17 protein-coding genes are annotated in these 18,643 nt (G+C 60.5%); 2 read left to right on the top strand and 15 right to left on the bottom strand.

Annotated features, from left to right (window positions below; all coding sequences use genetic code 11):
* Positions 1-15 precede the first annotated feature (15 nt).
* The 9 genes from ACSEXS_RS21320 to ACSEXS_RS21280 all read right to left on the bottom strand — a co-directional run bounded on the left by ACSEXS_RS21320 (position 16) and on the right by ACSEXS_RS21280 (position 10,557).
* On the bottom strand, positions 16-780 hold the full coding sequence (locus tag ACSEXS_RS21320; protein ID WP_438435271.1) for a type III pantothenate kinase: 765 nt from the start codon (positions 778-780) through the stop codon (positions 16-18).
* Positions 777-1,658: a carboxylating nicotinate-nucleotide diphosphorylase gene (gene nadC, locus ACSEXS_RS21315; RefSeq protein WP_438435270.1), complete on the bottom strand. Its 882-nt coding sequence runs from the start codon at positions 1,656-1,658 to the stop codon at positions 777-779. Before nadC ends, ACSEXS_RS21320 begins: the two co-directional genes overlap by 4 nt.
* A gap of 101 nt (positions 1,659-1,759) precedes the next feature.
* Complete coding sequence (gene nadB / locus ACSEXS_RS21310; protein ID WP_438435269.1) at positions 1,760-3,439, bottom strand: L-aspartate oxidase; 1,680 nt, start codon at positions 3,437-3,439, stop codon at positions 1,760-1,762.
* Positions 3,440-3,514: 75 nt separating this feature from the next.
* Positions 3,515-4,453 carry a quinolinate synthase NadA gene (nadA, locus tag ACSEXS_RS21305; RefSeq protein WP_438435268.1) on the bottom strand — a complete coding sequence of 313 codons (939 nt, stop codon included), beginning with the start codon at positions 4,451-4,453 and terminating at the stop codon, positions 3,515-3,517.
* Positions 4,454-4,659: 206 nt separating this feature from the next.
* Complete coding sequence (ftsH, locus tag ACSEXS_RS21300) at positions 4,660-6,696, bottom strand: ATP-dependent zinc metalloprotease FtsH (RefSeq protein WP_438435267.1); 2,037 nt, start codon at positions 6,694-6,696, stop codon at positions 4,660-4,662.
* A 107-nt stretch (positions 6,697-6,803) separates the two neighbouring features.
* Positions 6,804-7,343, bottom strand: a complete 540-nt coding sequence (gene hpt / locus ACSEXS_RS21295; RefSeq protein WP_438435282.1) for a hypoxanthine phosphoribosyltransferase — start codon at positions 7,341-7,343, stop codon at positions 6,804-6,806.
* Positions 7,344-7,421: 78 nt separating this feature from the next.
* Positions 7,422-8,855: a tRNA lysidine(34) synthetase TilS gene (tilS, locus tag ACSEXS_RS21290; protein ID WP_438435266.1), complete on the bottom strand. Its 1,434-nt coding sequence runs from the start codon at positions 8,853-8,855 to the stop codon at positions 7,422-7,424.
* 30 nt (positions 8,856-8,885) lie between these two features.
* Positions 8,886-9,809, bottom strand: a complete 924-nt coding sequence (locus ACSEXS_RS21285) for a protein kinase domain-containing protein (protein ID WP_438435265.1) — start codon at positions 9,807-9,809, stop codon at positions 8,886-8,888.
* Entirely contained in the window at positions 9,793-10,557 is a 765-nt protein-coding gene (locus ACSEXS_RS21280; RefSeq protein ID WP_438435264.1) for a vWA domain-containing protein, read from the bottom strand. Before ACSEXS_RS21280 ends, ACSEXS_RS21285 begins: the two co-directional genes overlap by 17 nt.
* A 202-nt stretch (positions 10,558-10,759) precedes the next feature.
* On the opposite strand from ACSEXS_RS21280, the gene ACSEXS_RS21275 reads away from it, so the two are divergent.
* Together ACSEXS_RS21275 and ACSEXS_RS21270 are read left to right on the top strand one after the other, a co-directional pair.
* A complete protein-coding gene (locus ACSEXS_RS21275) occupies positions 10,760-11,089 on the top strand; it encodes a PadR family transcriptional regulator (protein WP_438435263.1) in 330 nt (109 codons plus the stop codon).
* A 16-nt stretch (positions 11,090-11,105) separates the two neighbouring features.
* Entirely contained in the window at positions 11,106-11,654 is a 549-nt protein-coding gene (locus ACSEXS_RS21270; RefSeq protein ID WP_438435262.1) for a DUF1700 domain-containing protein, read from the top strand.
* 49 nt (positions 11,655-11,703) lie between these two features.
* Here ACSEXS_RS21270 and ACSEXS_RS21265 read toward each other — a convergent pair whose 3' ends face one another.
* The 6 genes from ACSEXS_RS21265 to ACSEXS_RS21240 all read right to left on the bottom strand — a co-directional run bounded on the left by ACSEXS_RS21265 (position 11,704) and on the right by ACSEXS_RS21240 (position 18,529).
* Positions 11,704-15,666 (bottom strand): fibronectin type III domain-containing protein, encoded by a 3,963-nt coding sequence (locus ACSEXS_RS21265; protein WP_438435261.1) that lies wholly within the window; start codon positions 15,664-15,666, stop codon positions 11,704-11,706.
* A gap of 429 nt (positions 15,667-16,095) precedes the next feature.
* The gene (gene trxA / locus ACSEXS_RS21260; protein WP_438435260.1) at positions 16,096-16,413 is read right to left on the bottom strand and encodes a thioredoxin; all 318 of its coding nucleotides are present in this window, start codon (positions 16,411-16,413) and stop codon (positions 16,096-16,098) included.
* Between the two features lie 52 nt (positions 16,414-16,465).
* Complete coding sequence (locus ACSEXS_RS21255; RefSeq protein WP_438435259.1) at positions 16,466-16,864, bottom strand: hypothetical protein; 399 nt, start codon at positions 16,862-16,864, stop codon at positions 16,466-16,468.
* A gap of 143 nt (positions 16,865-17,007) precedes the next feature.
* Complete coding sequence (locus tag ACSEXS_RS21250) at positions 17,008-17,448, bottom strand: RrF2 family transcriptional regulator (protein WP_438435258.1); 441 nt, start codon at positions 17,446-17,448, stop codon at positions 17,008-17,010.
* A 101-nt stretch (positions 17,449-17,549) separates the two neighbouring features.
* On the bottom strand, positions 17,550-18,095 hold the full coding sequence (locus ACSEXS_RS21245) for a GNAT family N-acetyltransferase (protein ID WP_438435257.1): 546 nt from the start codon (positions 18,093-18,095) through the stop codon (positions 17,550-17,552).
* Positions 18,092-18,529: an HIT family protein gene (locus ACSEXS_RS21240; RefSeq protein ID WP_438435256.1), complete on the bottom strand. Its 438-nt coding sequence runs from the start codon at positions 18,527-18,529 to the stop codon at positions 18,092-18,094. The genes ACSEXS_RS21245 and ACSEXS_RS21240 overlap by 4 nt, the downstream gene beginning before the upstream one ends.
* Between the last annotated feature and the right edge of the window lie 114 nt (positions 18,530-18,643).

The following is an 18,643-nucleotide window of genomic DNA, read 5'->3' as shown; positions in this document are numbered from 1 at the left end:
GAGCGAGTCCCCTCCTTATACGTTTCGAATGTAGATGAGCCGAAGCCCTTCGAGCGTCAGCAGCGGATTGACGATCTGAATCGTCCGCGATTCGGATGCGATCATCCCGGCCAGGCCGCCGGTGGCGACCACGGTCGGGGCCGTTGCGAATTCCTCGCAAATCCGCTCGACGATGCCGTCCACTTGCCCGGCAAAGCCGAAGATGATTCCCGCCTGCATGGAGGCGACGGAATTGCGGCCGACCGTGCTTTTGGGCCGCGCCAGCTCGATGCGCGGCAGCTTGGCCGCGTGCTCGTAGAGCGCCTCGGTGGAAATGCCGATGCCGGGAGCGATGGCTCCGCCAAGGTACCGGGCCTGCTCGTCGATGTAATCGAAGGTGGTCGCAGTACCGAAATCGACGACGATCAGCGGGGCGCCGTACAGCTCGATTCCCGCCACCGAGTTGGCGATGCGGTCAGCTCCCACCTCGCGCGGGTTCTCGTACCGGATGTTGAGCCCGGATTTCAGGCCGGGGCCGACGACGAGCGGCGTCCGCCCCAGGTATTTGTCGCAGAGCTTCTCCAGGGTGTGCATGAGCGGCGGAACCACGGAGGAGATGATGACCCCCTCGATCTCTTCCACCTTCACATTCGCGTGCTGAAACAAGCTGTAGATCTTCATCCCGTATTCGTCGGTGGTAGCGGTCCGGTCTGTGCTGATCCGGTAATGGTGCAGCAGCTCCTTGCCCCGGTACAGGCCGAGCACAATATTGGTATTGCCGACGTCGACGACGAGGATCACAGCGAGCTCTCCTTCCGTTCGTTCAGGTCCAGGCTGATGTCGAGGGCATTCACCGAATACGTCAGCCGGCCGACCGAGATGACATCCACGCCGGAAGAAGCGATTCCCCGAATCGTGTTCAGGTTGACGTTGCCGGAGGCTTCGACGATGACATGCGGAGCCGACGAGCGGATGGTCTTCACCGCTTCCGTCATATCCGGCACGCTCATGTTGTCCAGCATAATAATGTCGGCTCCCGCAGCGAGCGCCTCGTCGAGCTGCGGGAAGCTCTCGACTTCGACTTCGATCTTCATCGTATGGGGGATGCTGGCCCGCGCCGCCTGCACCGCGGCAGAGATGCCGCCCGCTCCCTTGATGTGATTGTCCTTGATCATCACGGCGTCATACAGGCCGAAGCGGTGATTGTGGCCGCCGCCGACCCGGACGGCGTATTTCTCCAGCAGGCGATGGCCGGGCGTCGTCTTGCGCGTATCCACGAGCCGCGTCGGGAGTCCCTCCAGCGCATCCACGAAGGAGCGGGTGCGGGTGGAGATCCCCGACAGCCGCTGGAGCAGATTGAGCGCCAGCCGCTCGCCCAGCAGAATGCTGCGGGTGCTGCCGCTGACGACGGCGATCAGGTCGCCTTTGCGGAGCGGCCCGCCTTCGGCGGCGCGGGCCTCGAAGACGAGCGCCGGGTCGACGGCGCGGAAGACTTCCTCGGCAACCGGAAGACCGGCCAGAATGCCGTCTTCCTTGACATGGATGATGCCGGTCGAGACGCTGTCCGCCGGGATGGTCGACAGCGTGGTCACGTCGCCCGTGCCGATGTCCTCCTCCAGCCAGTGGCGGATCGATTCGATCAGGTTCGGTTTATATAGCTCCAAGAGAGAGGCTTGCATGGGATGGTCACTCCTGCATTTGGTTGGAATAGGGGCGGCCCTCACGGAGCCGCCTGCGACTTGTGGGCCTGGGCGTCACGGTTGCCGTTACCGGGCCTTCGTCACTGGGCCTGCGCCGCCGGAAGCTCGCCGGACGGCTCTGCCGCTGCGATTCGCGGCCGGACCGGCTCGACGAAGGTGCCGCCTTCGCGTTGGAAGACGATATGCCTGCGCCAGCCGGCATCGTCGGGCGACGGGAAGTCGCTGCGGTAATGGCCGCCCCGGCTTTCCTCGCGAATCTGCGCCGCCACGGCGATCAACAGGGAAACGGTGAGCATGTTGGCGAACTCGTATTCCTCCCGCTTGGTGAGCCGGGACTCGAACAGCGAGGTCAAGCGCTTCAGTTCTTCGATGGCCTTCTCCAGGCCCTCCTCCGTCCGAACGAGCCCCACTTGGCGGAGCATCACCTTCTGCAGCTTGAGCTTCTTCTCGACCACCGGCGTCATCGGCACATCCTTGCGCAGCGCCATGGTCAGCCGGTCGGTGAACCCGCCCGGAAGCTTCGCCAGCTCCAGTGCGGGCAGCTCGGTCAGCTTCTTCACGATCCGCTTGCCGAACACCAGCGCCTCGGACAGCGAGTTGCTCGCCAGCCGGTTTGCGCCGTGAACTCCCGTCGAGGACACCTCGCCGCAGGCAAACAATCGCTTAAGGGTAGTTTCTCCGTACAGATCGGTCTTGACCCCGCCCATCATGTAATGCGCGGCCGGAGCGACCGGAATCCAGTCCGAGGTGAGGTCCAGCCCGTAATGCAGGCAGGTGGTGTAGATCATCGGGAACCGGTGCAGCACCTTTTCCCGCGGCTCGTGCGTGATGTCGAGGTAGACGAAGGTCGTCTTCGTCCGCGCCATCTCGTCGAGGATCGCCCGCGCCACGACATCGCGCGGCGCCAGCTCCAGAAGCGGATGGTAGCGTTCCATGAAGCGCTCGCCGTGGGCGTTGCGCAGGTAGGCCCCTTCGCCGCGGACCGCCTCCGAGATGAGGAACCGGGGAGCGCCGGGATAGCTCAGCGCCGTCGGGTGAAACTGGACGAACTCCATGTCGCGCACCTCGGCTCCCGCCCGGTAAGCCATGGCGATGCCGTCGGCAGTGGCAATCTCCGGGTTGGTCGTGTAGCGGTAGAGCTGTCCCGCACCGCCGGAGCAGAGAATGGTCGCCTTGGCGAACACGGCGATCCGGCTTCCGTCCGGCCGCTGAACCAGCGCGCCGAAGCATTCCCCGCCTACGGTCAGCAGGTCGATGACGAAGTGATCGTTCCAGATTTCCAGGTTCGGCTGTTCCAGGGCCTGATGGGCAAGCGCGCGGACGATCTCCGCTCCGGTCGAATCGCCGTGGGCATGCAGAATCCGCCGCTGGCTGTGCGCCCCCTCGCGGGTAAGCGCCAGCTCGCCGTCTTCCAGGTCGAACTCCGTGCCCAGGCGGATCAGCTCGTTCACCCGGGCCGGTCCTTCATGGACCAGCACATCGACGGCATCCTCGTCGCACAGGCCCGCACCGGCCATCAGCGTATCCTGGAGGTGAAAATCGGGCGAATCCTCGTCGGCGATCACCGCCGCGATGCCGCCTTGGGCGTACCGGGTGTTGCTCTCGTCGAGCGCCTTCTTGGTGATCATCAATACCTTGCCGAACTTGGCCGATTTGATGGCCGTGTACAGTCCGGCCACTCCCGAGCCGATGACGAGGGTCCCGTATTCGTGCCGGGGCAGGTCCTGCCAGGAAACGTCCGTCAAATACCGTGGAATCATTGCCTTCACCTGTCTTTACTCGTTGTAGTTGATAGGGAACGTGGCCTAAGCCGGGAAGACATGAAGCAGCGCATGCTACTTCACCAGCAGCATGCGCTCGAGAGATTGTCTGGCTTTGTCCGCGACTTGCGGCGGCACATAGATCTCGGGAGACAAGGTCTCCAGACACTGGGCGACCTTCTTGAGGTTGTTGACCTTCATATTCGGGCAGACCAGGTACTTGGTGGCAAAATGAAAGGCCTTGTTCGGGCTGTCGAGGCGGAGCTGGTAGCCGACCCCGTCCTCGGTACCGACGATGAACTCCTTCGCCGGGGATTCCTTGCAATATTTCAGGATGGCGGTCGTGCTTCCGACGAAATCGCCCAGCTTCACGACCTCGGGCCGGCATTCGGGATGAACGACGAACTCGGCGTTCGGGTATTTCTCCCGCATCTCCATGACATCCTTAACCGTCAGCATGTCATGGGTGTTGCAGTACCCCTCCCAGAGGATCATCTTCTTGTTTGTGAATTTGGAGACATAGTTGCCCAGGTTTTTGTCCGGAACCCAGATGATTTCGTCGGCCTCGACGGAATTGACCACCTGGACGGCGTTGGCGGATGTGCAGCAGATGTCCGTCTCCGCCTTCACATCGGCCGAGGTGTTGATGTACGCCACCACCGCCGCATTCGGGTGCTGCCGTTTGAGCGCCCGCAGGCCCTCGACGCCGACCATATCCGCCATCGGGCAGCCCGCCCGCTCGTCGGGAATTACCACCGTCTTGTTCGGAGCGAGAATCTTGGCGCTCTCTCCCATGAAATGGACGCCGCAGAAGACGATGACCTCCGCGTCCGTGCTTGCCGCCTTCTGAGCGAGAAGGAACGAGTCGCCGCGGAAATCGGCCACTTCCTGAACCTCGTCCCGCTGATAATAATGAGCAAGTATAATCGCGTTCTTCTCCTGCTTCAGCCGCAGAATCCGCTCCTTGAGCTCTCGGTTCTGCTGTTCCTTGCGCTCTAGCGCGAGAGCTTCCATTCGACCATCCCCTGGCTGTATGAAATGAATTTAAACCTAATTTACAGAAACTTGCGGCGGGTGTCAACGCGGGGAGGGCGGGAATCCGCCGTTTGGTGTGATTTTTATCACTGAAAGAGCAGAACGGTCCGTCTGCCCATTTAAAAAGCCGGAGCTTCCGATGGAAGTCCGGCTCTCATGTTCGGTCATGTCAGAGTTCGAATGGCTTACTTGTCGTCGGTGGATTCTCCGTCCTCGGGTGTGCTTCCCGGACCACGGCCGATGTCCCCCAACCGGTTGGAGCTGCTGTCCTGATCCTGGCTCTGGATGTTGACCTTCACGTCCTCGGCAAAGCCGGGGGCGGCGGTCGGCGTAGCCTCGACATCCACGGCTTCCTCGCCTTCGATGAAGCCCTTCTCGATCAGTTGAATGATCTGATCCTTGTCGAGGGTCTCGCGGCGAAGCAGGGTCTTCGCCACCAGATGGACCTTGTCGGAGTGCATCTGCAGCAGCTCGCGGGCCCGTTCGTAGCAGCGGCGGATCATCTGCTGCATTTCCTGATCGATCTCGTAAGCGATGGCGTCGCTGTAGTTCTGCTCGTGACCCAGGTCGCGGCCGAGGAACACCTGGCCTCCTTGGGTGTGGCCGAACTGCATCGGGCCGAGCTTCTCGCTCATGCCGTAATCGACGATCATGCGGCGGACGATATCGGTTGCCTTGCGGAAGTCGTCGTAAGCGCCGGTTCCGATCTCGCCGATGAACAGCTCTTCGGATACGCGTCCGGCGAGCAGCCCGGTCACCTGGTCAAGCAGCTCGGACTTGGTGACTACAAGCGGGTCCTCCGCGTCCTTCGGCAGCATCATGACGTAACCGCCTGCCCGTCCGCGGGGCACGATCGTGACCTTGTGGATCATCTGGGCATTGCGTTCGTAATACCCGACAATCGCATGGCCGGCTTCGTGGAAGGCGACCGTCTTCTTGTCGCGTTCGCTGATGACGCGGCTCTTCTTCTGCGTACCGACGATGACGCGGTCGTAGGCTTCATCCACTTCCGCCATGGAGATATCCTTGCGGTTGCGGCGGGCGGCGATCAGCGCCGATTCGTTCAGCAGGTTTTCCAGATCCGCACCGGTAAAGCCGGTGGTATAGCGGGCCAGGGTATCCAAGCGGACATCCTTGGCGAGCGGTTTGTTGCGGGCGTGAACCTTGAGCACGGCTTCGCGGCCCTTGACGTCGGGGCGGTCCACCGTAATCTGCCGGTCAAAGCGGCCGGGACGCAGCAGCGCCGGGTCGAGAATATCCGGGCGGTTGGTGGCGGCGACGATGATGATGCCCTCGTTCGCACCGAAGCCGTCCATCTCGACGAGCAGCTGGTTCAGCGTCTGTTCGCGTTCGTCGTGGCCTCCGCCGAGTCCGGCTCCGCGCTGGCGGCCGACGGCGTCGATTTCGTCGATGAAGATGATGCAGGGCGCGTTCTTCTTGGCGTTCTCGAACAGGTCGCGGACGCGGGAGGCGCCTACGCCGACGAACATTTCCACGAAGTCGGAGCCGGAGATGCTGAAGAACGGAACGCCGGCTTCCCCGGCCACGGCGCGGGCGAGCAGCGTCTTACCGGTTCCCGGAGGTCCGACGAGCAGCACGCCCTTCGGAATGCGGGCCCCGACCGCCGCGAACTTGCGCGGGTCCTTGAGGAACTCGACAACTTCGACGAGCTCCTGCTTCTCTTCGTCTGCGCCGGCCACGTCCTCGAACGTGACCCGCTTCTTCTCTTCATTGTAAAGGCGGGCGCGGCTCTTGCCGAAGTTCATCACTTTGCCGCCGCCGCCCTGCGCCTGGTTCATCATGAAGAAGAACAGGATGAAGATGAGCACGAGCGGGAAGATGGAGCCGAGGAACGTCACCCAAATGCTGGTGCCGCGCATTTTTACATAGTTGTACTGAACTTCCTTCTTCTGGTTCTCGGCCGTATCGGTGAGAGCCCCGATGAGCTTATCCGTCTCCTCGGTCGCGGGGGCAACGGTGCGGAACGTCTTGCCGTCGTCGTAGGTTCCGTGGATGTCGTACATGCCTTGATCGGGCTGAACAGCCAGCTTGGCGATATTATTCGTCTTGGATTGATCGACTATATGTTGCAGTTCATTCCGGAATTCGCTGTAAGGCTTCGTCACTTCGATCTCGTTCTGGGTGCTGATGACGCGCACGATTCCGATAATGACTAAAATGATGAGCAAATAGAATCCGGTACTGCGGAGGATTCGATTCATCCCCAACCTCCTCTCATGCTTGTTTTATTTTACCACAGCGTCTTTTGGCTTCTCAACTGAACCGAGGTGCCGGCGGGACGCGGCGGGAATGAACAAAATCCGTAAATTCAATCGGAATACACCGATTCCTTGAGGATGCCGACATAAGGAAGATTGCGGTACTTCTCGGCATAATCGAGGCCGTAGCCGACGACGAATTCGTCGGGAATCTCAAAGCCGCGGTAGTCGGGCTGCAGCGGGACCGTACGGCGGGCGGGCTTGTCGAACAGCGCCACCACCTTGACGGACTTGGCGTCGCGGCCCTGGAGCAATTCGATCAGGTAGCTCAGCGTCATGCCGCTGTCGATGATGTCTTCCACGATGAGGACGTCGCGGCCTTCCACCGGCACGTCCAAATCCTTGATAATCCGGACGACGCCGGACGAACGGGTGGAGGCGCCGTAGCTGGACACCGCCATGAAGTCGAGCTCAAGCGGGATGCGGATGGTCTTCACAAGGTCGGCCATAAAAATGAACGCGCCCTTCAGGACGCAGATGACAAACAGGTTTTTGTCCGCATAATCGCGGCTGATCGTCTCCCCGAGCTCCTGGATCTTGGCCGCAATCTGTTCTTCGCTGTACATGATTTCCTTAATGTCGTTCTGCATGTCGTTTTGCAACGGTTGCCCCTCCTACAAATTATCCTATGAATGGATGCGGTGATGCATTCGGACCGAAAACCGCCTTCACGGCCCCGTGAACGTCATCCCCAGATAACGCGAGGTCTCCTCCGTCACGGTGGAGTGCGACGATTGACGTATGCCGGGAAGCCAAAGAACCCTTCCTTCGCCGTCCGTCACGACCGGCCACACCGCCCGCTCGCGGGAAGGAAGCTTCTCGTCAATGAAGATATCTTTTACTTTTTTGACGCCCTTTAATCCCATCAGGCGGATGCGGTCGCCCTCCCGGCGAGTACGCACCGTAAGCGGAAATACCAGGCTGTCGCAGTCAAAAATGGCACGGTCGCGGCCATTTCGCCCCTCCGCCGGCAAAACGTTGCGGTCCGAGGCGACGGCGGCCCGGAGCGTCCGCCCGTTCGGCAGGACGAGCTGCCAGGCTCCGCCTGTTCCCGCCGTCGCCGCTTCTTCCGTTATATAATGAAGAAACGGTTCGGGATGGTGCGGAGCGGCGATGAGAATCCGGTCGTACTCGCGGTAAAACCGCAAATTCGCCGCGAGATCGAGCGACGCGTTCGGCGGTCCAACGCGCAAGACCGCAAGGCGGATTCCCTCGGTCAACACGTAGCCAAAATCATCCTGCTGGTCCGGTCCGACGGCAAGATAATCTAATAGTAGTTTAATCAACCGCCTTTGTAAAGCGAGATGGAGGCCCTGGAAAGCCTTGCGGGAAAAGGCAAAACCGCCGTCTTCCGGCCGGACGAGCGAGTCGAAGGCCGCCTTCGCCGCGTCCGTCAGATAGGCGTTCTCGCCCTGCATGACGTCCGCGAGACGGACCAGCGCATCCTCCAGCCGAGGATTGTACTGACGCAGGAGCGGCATCGTATCGAGGCGCAGCCGGTTGCGGGTATAGTGCCGCTTGGCATTGCTGCTGTCGATGCGGTAAGGAATTCCCTCGTCCCGGCAATAGCCGACAAGAGCTTCTTTGTTTATACGAAGCAAGGGCCGGATAAGTTCCACATTCGCAAAACTTCGTTCGGCCAGCATGCCGGACAGACCCTGGGGGCCGGTTCCGCGCAGCACGCGCATCAGCACCGTCTCCGCCTGGTCGTCGGCGTGATGGGCCAGCGCGATCTTAGCCGCTCCGCAGTCGGCGGCCGTCTCCGCCAGGAACGCATAGCGCCGCTCGCGGGAAGCGGCCTGCCCGGTTCTTCCGGTGTCGCGTATGTAGGCGGGCATATCCAGATGAGCGACCCGGAAAGCAAGCCCCAGCCCGCGGGCGTAAGCCTCCACCATCCGCTCTTCTTCGTCGGATTCCTCCCCCCGGAAGCCGTGATTGACGTGCGCGACGGTCAGGGCGAAGCCGAGCTCTCCGGACAGCCGCCACAAGAGATGCAGCAGCGCCATCGAGTCGGGTCCGCCGGAGACGGCGACCACCGCATGCTCTCCCGGCCGCAGCAAGCCTTCCTCGCGAATATGGTTGCGCATCTTGGCCGTCAGCATTCCATTCGTACCCCTTCGCATCCGGATCGGTCAGAGCAGATCCCGTATATATAAATACACCACCGACAGAAAAAGAATCGCCGACACGGCAATTCCCGTCTTGAAGCCGAAGCCGAGCGCGCCGCCGCTCCCCCGCGGCCGGGCATAGCGGGAATAGATGCCCGCCCGCCAATCCTCGAAAGCTTCCCGGCTCGACGAATAGCCTCCGGTGAGGAGCCGCCGGAGGCAGGGCAGATAAGGCCGGCAGGACGGAGTGGTCTCGGCGGCGCGCAGGAGCAGCTCGGGGCTGCGGTTCTGCGGCAGGAGACCGGGGCGGAAGCATTCGCCGCCCGCGTTCAAGAGCCGCAAGCAGAGCACGCCGAACGAGAACAGGTCGTACCCCGGGTCGGCGGTGCGGGTGCCGGCGTTCCAGTAGCTGCGGTCGTAGATTTCGGTAAACTGTTTGACCGAGCGGCCGATCGGCGACAAGCCGCCGAAGTCGACGAGATGGGCGTCCCCGTAGGCGGAGACCAGCACGTTCTCGGTCTTCAGGTCGCCGAACACCCAGCCGCGCTCATGCAGATGGGCGAGCTGAGCCAGCAGCTTCAGCCCGATGACGCCGAGCCATTCGGGCCCTTCCTTGTCCAGAAACTGCGAGGACTGTTTGCCCTCCACGTACTTCATCACGTAGAAGGAGTAGCTCGTTCCCCGCCAGACAAAATCGTCGGTATCGACGAGAAACCCGGCGAGCGGCCCCGCTCCCGAGGTGATCGCGGTCAGCGCGTTGACCTCGGACTGGACATCGGCCGCGTCGAGGCCGATCTTCAGCGCGAACCGGCGGCCGCCGCCGGACACCAGGTAAACGGCCCCGTTCGCGCCCTCGCCCAGCTTGCCCAATACCCGGTAGGGGCGCCCCTTCCATTTGCCTGTCAGGAGGCTGCCGGCGGCCGGTTCGGGCTTATACGACGTAGTCACTCCAGATCCCGTCCTTCGTCAGCCGGCGAGCGGCGGATGATCCCGGAACGCCCTCAGCCGGCAATCCGCCCTTCCCTTCTCCTTCCGCAAAATAGCGCACGGTGCGAAGTAGAGCTGGGCCGGTCGGAGTCGTCCCCTTCATGTTAATGTTATAGAATAACTCTCCCACTTTTGCAAGGCGGTTCGACCAGGCCTGCTCGACGCGGACTTCTTCCCCGCCCGTTCCCGGAAACCGCAGCACCGCCAGCCGGCTCTCCCCGGAGCGGGCTTCCAGGCTCTTCATCAGATCGCGGACGGCTTCGCGGACGGCGGTGAGCTTCGGCTTCATGCTGGCGCTCGCATCGACGAGCAGCGCCACTTCGAGCGGCGCCGTCTCCTCCATCTCGTCGATCACCTGGACGATCTTGGCCCGTTTGTCCGGCGGCAGGTCGGTCAGCTCGGCCGACTCCTCGCCCATGATCGCCTTCAGCTCGGCTCCGACCACCTGCCGGATCGTATGCGATACCGTCTTGCGCGTCATCATTTGCACCGTCTGCGACAAGGTGGCCGAGCCGACGAGCCGGGACAACCCGCCGCCCGAGCGGGCAATCTCGCGAATTTCCTCCGAGCCGAGCTCGCCGATCTCCCCTTGGTCGACGACGCCGACCACATTCACCGTAATTCCCTCCGACAGCGCGTGCGCCGCCGCCACCACCGGACTCACGCCGACATTGGAGCAGCCGTCCGTGATCAGGATAATCTGTTTCATCTCTGCCGCCTCCTCTTAGTCTCTCTTCTTCCAGTCTTGCCTTTCAGAGAGAGATCTAAACGAGCGAACGCATGACGGCCTTTAAACCCGGGTCCCGCTTCCGCCAGTCCTGCCGGGAATCGCCAATTCAACGAAAAACCAAAAACAGTACTGTACACAGCAAGGTACTGTATGGTACATTGTTGCCAAAGGGGAGAAAGACATGGAAATGACCGAATGGGTTTCCCAGGTGCGCCGGGGGCTGCTGGAATTTTGCGTGCTGCGCCTGATCGGGGTGGCCCCCCGCTACGGATACGAGCTGGTGACGACCCTGAACCGCTGGGATTTCCTCGCGGTGACCGAAGGAACGCTCTATCCTTTGTTGCGCCGGCTGCTGAAAGAGAAGTTCATCGAGTCGAGCTGGAAGGAGTCGCCGGCCGGTCCACCCCGCAAGTATTATTCTTTGACGCCGAGCGGACAAGAGCTGCTGACGTCCATGTCCCGCGAATGGACGAAGATTACGCAGGCCGTTCAGGACCTGCAGGACGAATAACAAGGAGGAAAAGCTTGTGAAGTGGACTAGAGACACCTATCTGAGAGTGTTCGGCGATCGGCTCCGTCATGTTCCGGAGGAGGAACGCCTGGATGCGATCCGGGAGATCGACAGCACCATCGCCGACGGTCTGGCCGACGGCTTGTCGGAGGAAGCGATCCTGCGCCGGTTGGGCGACCCGGTTCGGCTGGCGAGAGCGTATCAGAGCGACTATTTCCTGCAAAGCGGAGGACGCATGTCCTTGATGAAGGTTTTTCATCTGATCGGCTTTTACAGCACCACCGGCCTGCTCAGCGCCATGCTCGTCCCGGTCATCGCCACCGTCGCCTACGGCTTCGGCTTCGTCGCCGTGATCGCGCCGTTTGCCGGACTTGTGCGTACCCTCGGAGCGAGCTGGGTCAGCATGAGCCTGTTCGGCCCCAATGACGTGCCCGCTGCCTGGAGCCTGCCGTATTCGCTCCTCATCGCTCTCTTCTTGGGCGCCATCGCCTACGGCGCGCATCGGCTGCTGCTCCGCTATATCCGGTTCGTCGCCCGGCAGCACCGCAAGTTGCTGCCGAGATAAAAAAACAACCCGCCGGCAGCGGCCGGCAGGTTGCTCAGGCAATCGGAGGCTAGAAATTCACTTGAAAATTCGCAATCGTCAGCGTTCCCGGGGCCACGGCCGTTCCCGAGCCCGGATAGACCTTGAATTCCACGGCCCGGATATCCGTCAAGCCGGATACGGCGGCCTGGTGTATCCACCCGGTCGCAGCCGATTTCCAGACCGGCGCATGGAAATCGTAGGTGACATCTACCGATTCTCCCGGCGCGAGCACCCGCTCGGCCGCCGAATCGGTCTGGGTCTGCCCGCCGGTTTCCTGCCAGACCCAACCACCGCCCGTCCGCAGTACCAGCGACACATGGATGGCGTTCGCGCTGGTGTTGGTCAGGGTGCAGGAGACGCTCGAATACTGCGACCAGTCGTCTCCTACGCCAAGGCCCGGCTTCGTCTCCGTCGCCACGCCGGCCGCGACCGAATCATTCAGCGAAGAGCCGTACTGTACGATCAGCTTTTCTTCGACGAGTCCGCCGGACAGGGTCCCCGTGAAGGCGGAGTCCACGAAGGTCCAAGGGTAATAGCTGGCCGACTTCGGCCGGTTCATCTCGGCCAGGGTTGCGGCATAGGCACCCGCCGTCAGGTCGAAATCGACCGCATGCAGTTGCAGGCTTCCGGCGAGCCCGCCGCTGCCGCTCTGGACGCGGAGGATGATCCGGTTCACCTGCTTATTGACCAGCTTATCCAGGGGAACCGCAGCGAGAATGGTGGTTTTTGCCGGAATCTTCAAATAAGAGCCCAGCTCAACCCAGCTCCAAGCCCCGTCCTTGACGATCGGCTGCAGTTGAAGCTCCGCGGCATTCGGATTCGTCAGGACGAGATTCATCGTCTGATGCGAGCTCCAGTCGGCCGCCGGACTGGGGTCGAGCTGAATGCCGGGATAATTCTCGGCTTTCAGGTCAAACGCGAGCTGCAGGCCGCCGCCGTCCAAGGGAGCAAGCTTTGCCACCGTGGACGCCGGCTTGTCGGCTCCGTTGATCCCGACGTACCAGCCGGTGTAATCGTCGAGAATTCCCGGGTCGATCGGCGGGGTCTGGTTCGGGTCGCCCGTCGTCACGGTCACCGCGTTGCTCGCTCCCGACCGGTTGTTCGCGTCGTCAAACGCCTTGACCGTGAAGGTATAGGCCGTACGTCCGGTCAAACCGGAGACCACATAGCTTGTCGTCGTGCTCGTCCCGACCTCCACCCCATTCTTGCAGATGGTATAGCCTGCGACGCCGACATTGTCCGTGGACGCGGTCCAAGACAGCGCCGCCGTGGTAATCGAAGGGATCGCCGTCAGCCCGGCCGGAGCGGTGGGCGGCGTTTGATCGTTGCTGGCCTGCGTCTTCACCGTGACGGCATTGCTGGCATCGGACAGATTCCCGGCCGCGTCCACGGCTTTGACCGAGAAGGTATAAGCCGTACTGCCCTTTAACCCGGTCACCGTATAAGCGGGTGACGGGCTGATCGCGATCAGCGCCCCATCTTGGTAGACGTTATAGCCCGATACGCCCACATTGTCCGTGGACGCGATCCAGCTTAGCGCGACGGTCGAGAAGGTTGGAGAGGTTCCGGTCAGATTGGCGGGCGCGGAGGGCTTCTGCGTATCCGTAGAGCCGCCGCCGTATACCGTGCTGAGCTTGGAGGTCGCCCGTATGCCATTCACTCCCTCGATAATGGCGTGTCCCTGCTCCGTATAAGAGGTACCCTGCCAGTCGTTGGACATATCCAAGTATTCCAGCCCCGAACCATTTCCCTTCCAGGACCAGCCGAGGTACCCCACCCCCTTTTGCTGGGAATAACTCATGATCGTCGCCTCGTCCACGTCCCCGTTCGTATGCCGGATGCCGAATTCTCCGATGACCAGCGCCAGATTCTGATTCAGCGCCTGATCGATGTTGCTCTTCACCGTGGCGGCATCCCCTCCGGCGTATTCGTACATATGAATGGAGAACATCGTATTCTGAAGCGGGTCGGCGTTAAAGACCTGCTTGCCGTAATCGAAAATCGACTTCGGGTACTGCCCCCAACCGGCCGCGTCCACCAGGAGCGTGTTCCGAATCCCGGCGTTCCGAAGCTTCGGAATGACCGCCTTGTAGCCTTGCGCCCAGCCGGCCCCATCCCACGTGCCGAACCATTCGTTCGCGATGTTCAGGATGACCGTCTTTTCTTTGCCAATTAAGGCGCTCTTCATTTCGATCCAGTAGTTGGTGATGTTATCCAGCACTGCGGCGCTGTCGGACCCCGTGCCGTCATGGACCTCCAGTATGACGACCAGCTTGTTCTGCTCCGCCAACGTGATCAGATTTTGGATCGCCGCCAGGCCGTCCTTCGTCCATTGCTGACCGTCGGAGAGCACGAGACGAATCGTATTCGCTCCGGTGCGGGCGATGGCAGGGATCGCCGCCGACTCCTGACCTTTGTACCAGGTGTACGCGTGATTGATGCCCCTCATCACAAAGGGATTGCCGTTCGCATCATACAGCGTGGTACCGTTGATGTAGAAGCCGGTTTGCGCGGCAGCGGAATCCGTGGTGACTTGGACGACACTGCTCGCGGGCGAGACATTGCCGGCGGCATCCTTTGCTTTAACGGTGAAGCTGTACGCCGTGCCGGGCGAAAGGCCCGTTGCCGTGAAGCTCGTCGTGCTGCTGGAGCCGGCCAGCGCCGTGCCGTTGTAAATGTCGTAGCCGGTAACGCCCACATTGTCCGTGGCCGCCGTCCAAGCGAGACTTACCGAGGTGCTCGTCTTCGCGACGCTTTGCAGATTCGTCGGCATGGTCGGCGGCGTGGTGTCGGCGGTCGATTCCGCCCGCGTGAATACCCACTTTTGCTGAGCATTGCCGTTGTCGGTCCATTGCTGGACGGCCGCCCCATCATTCGTATAGCCCCCGATGACATCCAGTGCCTTGCCGCTGAACTCGACGAGCAGCTTGTAGGAGCCGTCGCCTAAGCTTACGATCTTCCACTTTTGATTCGAGCCGCCGGTGTCCGTCCATTGCTGGACGCTCGCGCCATCGGCCGTGGAATTTCCCGCCACCGTCAAGGCTTTTCCGCTGGACTCGGCAAGCAGCTTGTAATACCCGCCGCCGACATCGACGACCTTCCACTTTTGCTGAGCGTTCCCATTGTCTGTCCACTGCTGAACCTTGGCCCCGTCGGCGGCGGAGCCCCCCTCCACATCCAGGTTTTTGCCGCTGTGCCGAGCCGTCAGCTTATACACCGCACCCGATACGATGTCCGTACTCGCCGAAATCGTCGTGACCGTAACCACGTTGCTCGAAGCCGACACATTGCCCGCCGCATCCCGGGCCTTTACGGTAAAGGAGTAAGCCGTCTTGGCCGTGAGTCCGGTTACCACGAAGGACGTCGCCGTGGTGGACCCGACCAGAACCGAGCCTTTGAAAATGTCATAGCCGACCACGCCGATGTTGTCCGTCGCGGCCGACCAGCTCAAGCCGACCGTCGTGTCCGTTACGGAAGAAGCGGCCAGATTGGCCGGTGCGAAAGGCGACGAGGTGTCTCCTGTGCCTCCGGCCGCATAGACTTCAAATTCCCACAGGGAATATCCATAGGATGTCCCCCTCGCCAGGCCGTTCATCTTGACATACCTGGCGCTCGTAGCGGTAAACCCAATATTATCGATGCCTCCGTCGCCGTTAGTTGTCGTATAAACCGTCGTCCAATTCTGGTTGTCCAGGGAAGTCTGAAGCTGGTAGGACTTCCCGTACGCCACCTCCCAATTCAACATCGCTCCGTTCACAGTCGTTGCAGCACCAAGGTCAATCGTGATCCACTGCGGGTCCGAATACTGGGAGGACCACCGCGTCGAAGCATTGCCGTCCACCGCATAAGCGGCCGCCTTCCCGGAATCTTCCACCGAGCTGGCCGATACGGATTTGGCCAACGCCACGTTCGTGGCAGCGCTTACAGATGAATGGGGCAACAAGCCGACCAACAGTCCCAGCACCAACCAGCAGATGAATACTCTTTTCATTTCCTAACCTCCAGAAGGAATTTATTATTCAAATTTCCGTCCCTGAGGCTTATAGCGGCTGCCCCCCTTCCGACCATGACTAGGGATAGAAAAAAGAACCGAACGGAATACCATCCCGACGAACGAACAGCAATCGCTTTCAAAAGGCGGCAGGTCGGGCCGTTTCTCTTTGGCCAGAGGGGGAGATGCTCGATATGGAAATGAATGTATAATCAAAATACAGGTAAATGAAAGCGGTTTAAATGGATCAATTTAGTTTTTATTGTATCTTTTTGTGCTAACTTATGGTTTTCGTTAGCGATTATTAGGTATGTTCATAAAACAAACCGGAGAAAGGTTCTCGGTTACGAAAAAAGCAAAACCGCCCGCGGCTGTAGCCGGGGCGGTTCGTCCGGGTCGCATCGGACCCTGTCTATCGTACGTCGCGGATCAAAGCTGCGCCTGTACCACTTGCTCCAATTCCGCCAGCGGACGAAGTCCGATATAGGTGCCGACTTCTTCGCCATTCTTGAACACCTTCAGCGTCGGAATGCTCATCACGTTGTACCGGCCCGCCGTCTCCGGGTTATCGTCCACATTCAGCTTGGCGATGGTCACGGCGTCGCCGTGCTTGTCGCTCAGCTCCTCCAGAATCGGCGCGATCATCTTGCAGGGACCGCACCAAGGCGCCCAGAAGTCGACCAGCACGACACCGTCCTTCATCACCGTATCTTGAAACTTCGCATCCGTTACATTTACAATAGCCATCTTAACCGCTCCTCTCGAAATGGAAATGCTTGCTCTTGCTTAAAATCTTGCTTTAGTTCCCCGGTGTATTCTTCGGAAGGATGCCGAGCCGACCGGGAGGGAAGCTTTGCCGCGGCGGCGCCGGGGACTCATTCGCCGCCGGCGGGGAGCTGCCGAGCCGGGTGCTCAGCTCCGCGAACCATTCCGCATCGTGCGTCTGCAAAGCGAGCTCGATCAGGCTATGCAGTTCCTCCCGGCTGGACGGAACGGCATCCGGCAGCTTCTTCAATTTGGAGCGCCGAATCTCGACCAGCGCTCCGGCAAGTTCCTCGCGGTCCGATTGCGTCACTCGCACCTTCACCGTACCGTCCGCCAGCAGCGAATCAACGAAGCCGATAAACCGCTCATCCGCCTGCGACGTGCCGCCGACCCAATCGCCCGCTTGAATCATTCCCGAATAGGAAGCATTCATCCTCGTTCACCTGCTTTCATGGAATTCAATCTGGCATGATTTCAGTAACAGTTTGAGCAAAAAAAGAACAGCAACCGCGAACTCGTCCGTTCACCATCGTCTCCCCGTGGAATGGGGGGACGATGGTCCCGGTTAAACATAACTTACATCGGCTTGCGCTTCTGGGCCTCAGCAGACCGAATCCGGTCGAGCACGTCGCGAATCGTCAGCTTCTCCAAGTAGATCAGCATCTCCCGCTCCGCTTCACCGAAGATATGGTCCATGACCTCCGCCATATGGCAGGCGACCATGCACTCGGCTTCCTCGCTGCCGGAGCACCAGCCCGGCTTGATCGAGCCGACGGACGTCGCTCCGTAGAGCTCCGCCAAGGTCACCTCGCCGGGGCTTCGGCTGAGGAGGTAACCGCCGCCGAGACCCTCCTTCGTGGCAACGTAGCCGCTTTTGCGCAGACAGCTCATGACCTTGCGAACACGCGACGGGTGCGTATTGACGTTATGGGCAATCTCATCGCTCGTGGCCATTCCGCCGGACTGATAGGTCAGAAAGACCAGGCTGTGCACTGCAATGGTAAATTCGCTGTTCACTGCGCTTCCCCTGCTTCCGTTGTGCTTACTGTTATTATATTAGTCACAGTTAAGAATGTCAACAAGCTGCTGCCGCAGGCGATGCTGCCGCCCCGCTCAGCTCAGCTCCGCTGCATCCACTCTTCCGCCAGGACCGCATATTGGTAGGCATCGTGCCAGATGGGCTGTCCGTCCGCCGATTCCCGGAAATAGCCTTCCTGCTTAAAGTGTCCTTCCCGGCGCATGCCGAGCCGTTCCAACAGCCTCCAGGATGGGGCGTTCTCCGTGTTGCACATGGCGACGATTCGGTGGGCATTCCCCTCTGCGAAGGCATGGTCCATGATCCGGCGGCAGGCTTCCGTTGCATACCCGTTACCATAGAACGACGGGTTGAAGATATAGCCGATCATCCAGGTCCGGAAGTGTGCGGGTTCGGTCTGCCCCAAATAGACATGCCCGATCATTTTGCCGGATTCTTTGAGCGTGACAGCCAGGAAGGCCTCTCCCTGAGAACGTTCGGTGGCCATTTTCCGGCAATTGTCCAGATCGCTCGGCCCGTCCGGCTCGTATTTCAAAACCTCTTCCTGCGATAAATACTCATGCAGATCATAGAAGTCCTCCGGCGTAAAATTCCGGATCGCCAAGCGCTCCGATTCCAAATGAATCATCTTGTTTCTCCTCCATCTATAGACGCTGCTTGAGCCGCCGCCAACTGGCATTGAATCTCCCGCAGGGTTCGATTCGTCTTAAAGGCTTCCTTCGGGCTTGACCATTCAAACCCGTCCCCCTCGTAGCGGGGAATGAGATGCATATGATAATGGCCGAGGTCGTTAAACCGCCCTCCGTTCTGGCAAACGGTGATTCCATCGGGCTGAAAGGCCTTCTTCAGCAAGCGGGACAGCTCCACCGACGTCTCCATAATCGCCCTCCTGGTCCCCTCATCCATTTCTTCAAGCTCGACATAATGGGATTTTGGCAAAATCAGCAAATGGCCGTCGTTGAACGGATCAATATCCAGCACGGCGATGACGCTCTCCGTTTCATAGACAACGTTCACCGCGGGCTCCAATTGGTGCACGATCCGGCAACCTAAGCATTCCATGGTCATCCCTCTTTCCGCTTCGGATAAACAGCTACATATGTCCAATTTCTTCCTTCGATCCTACCAATGGGAAGACGACCGGAAGTGGACGCCCGTGGCCGAATAGTTGTCGTC

Source organism: Gorillibacterium terrae (genome assembly GCF_051594785.1).
Classification (GTDB): Bacteria; Bacillota; Bacilli; order Paenibacillales; family NBRC-103111; genus Gorillibacterium.
This window is presented reverse-complemented; position numbering and strand designations above follow the sequence as displayed.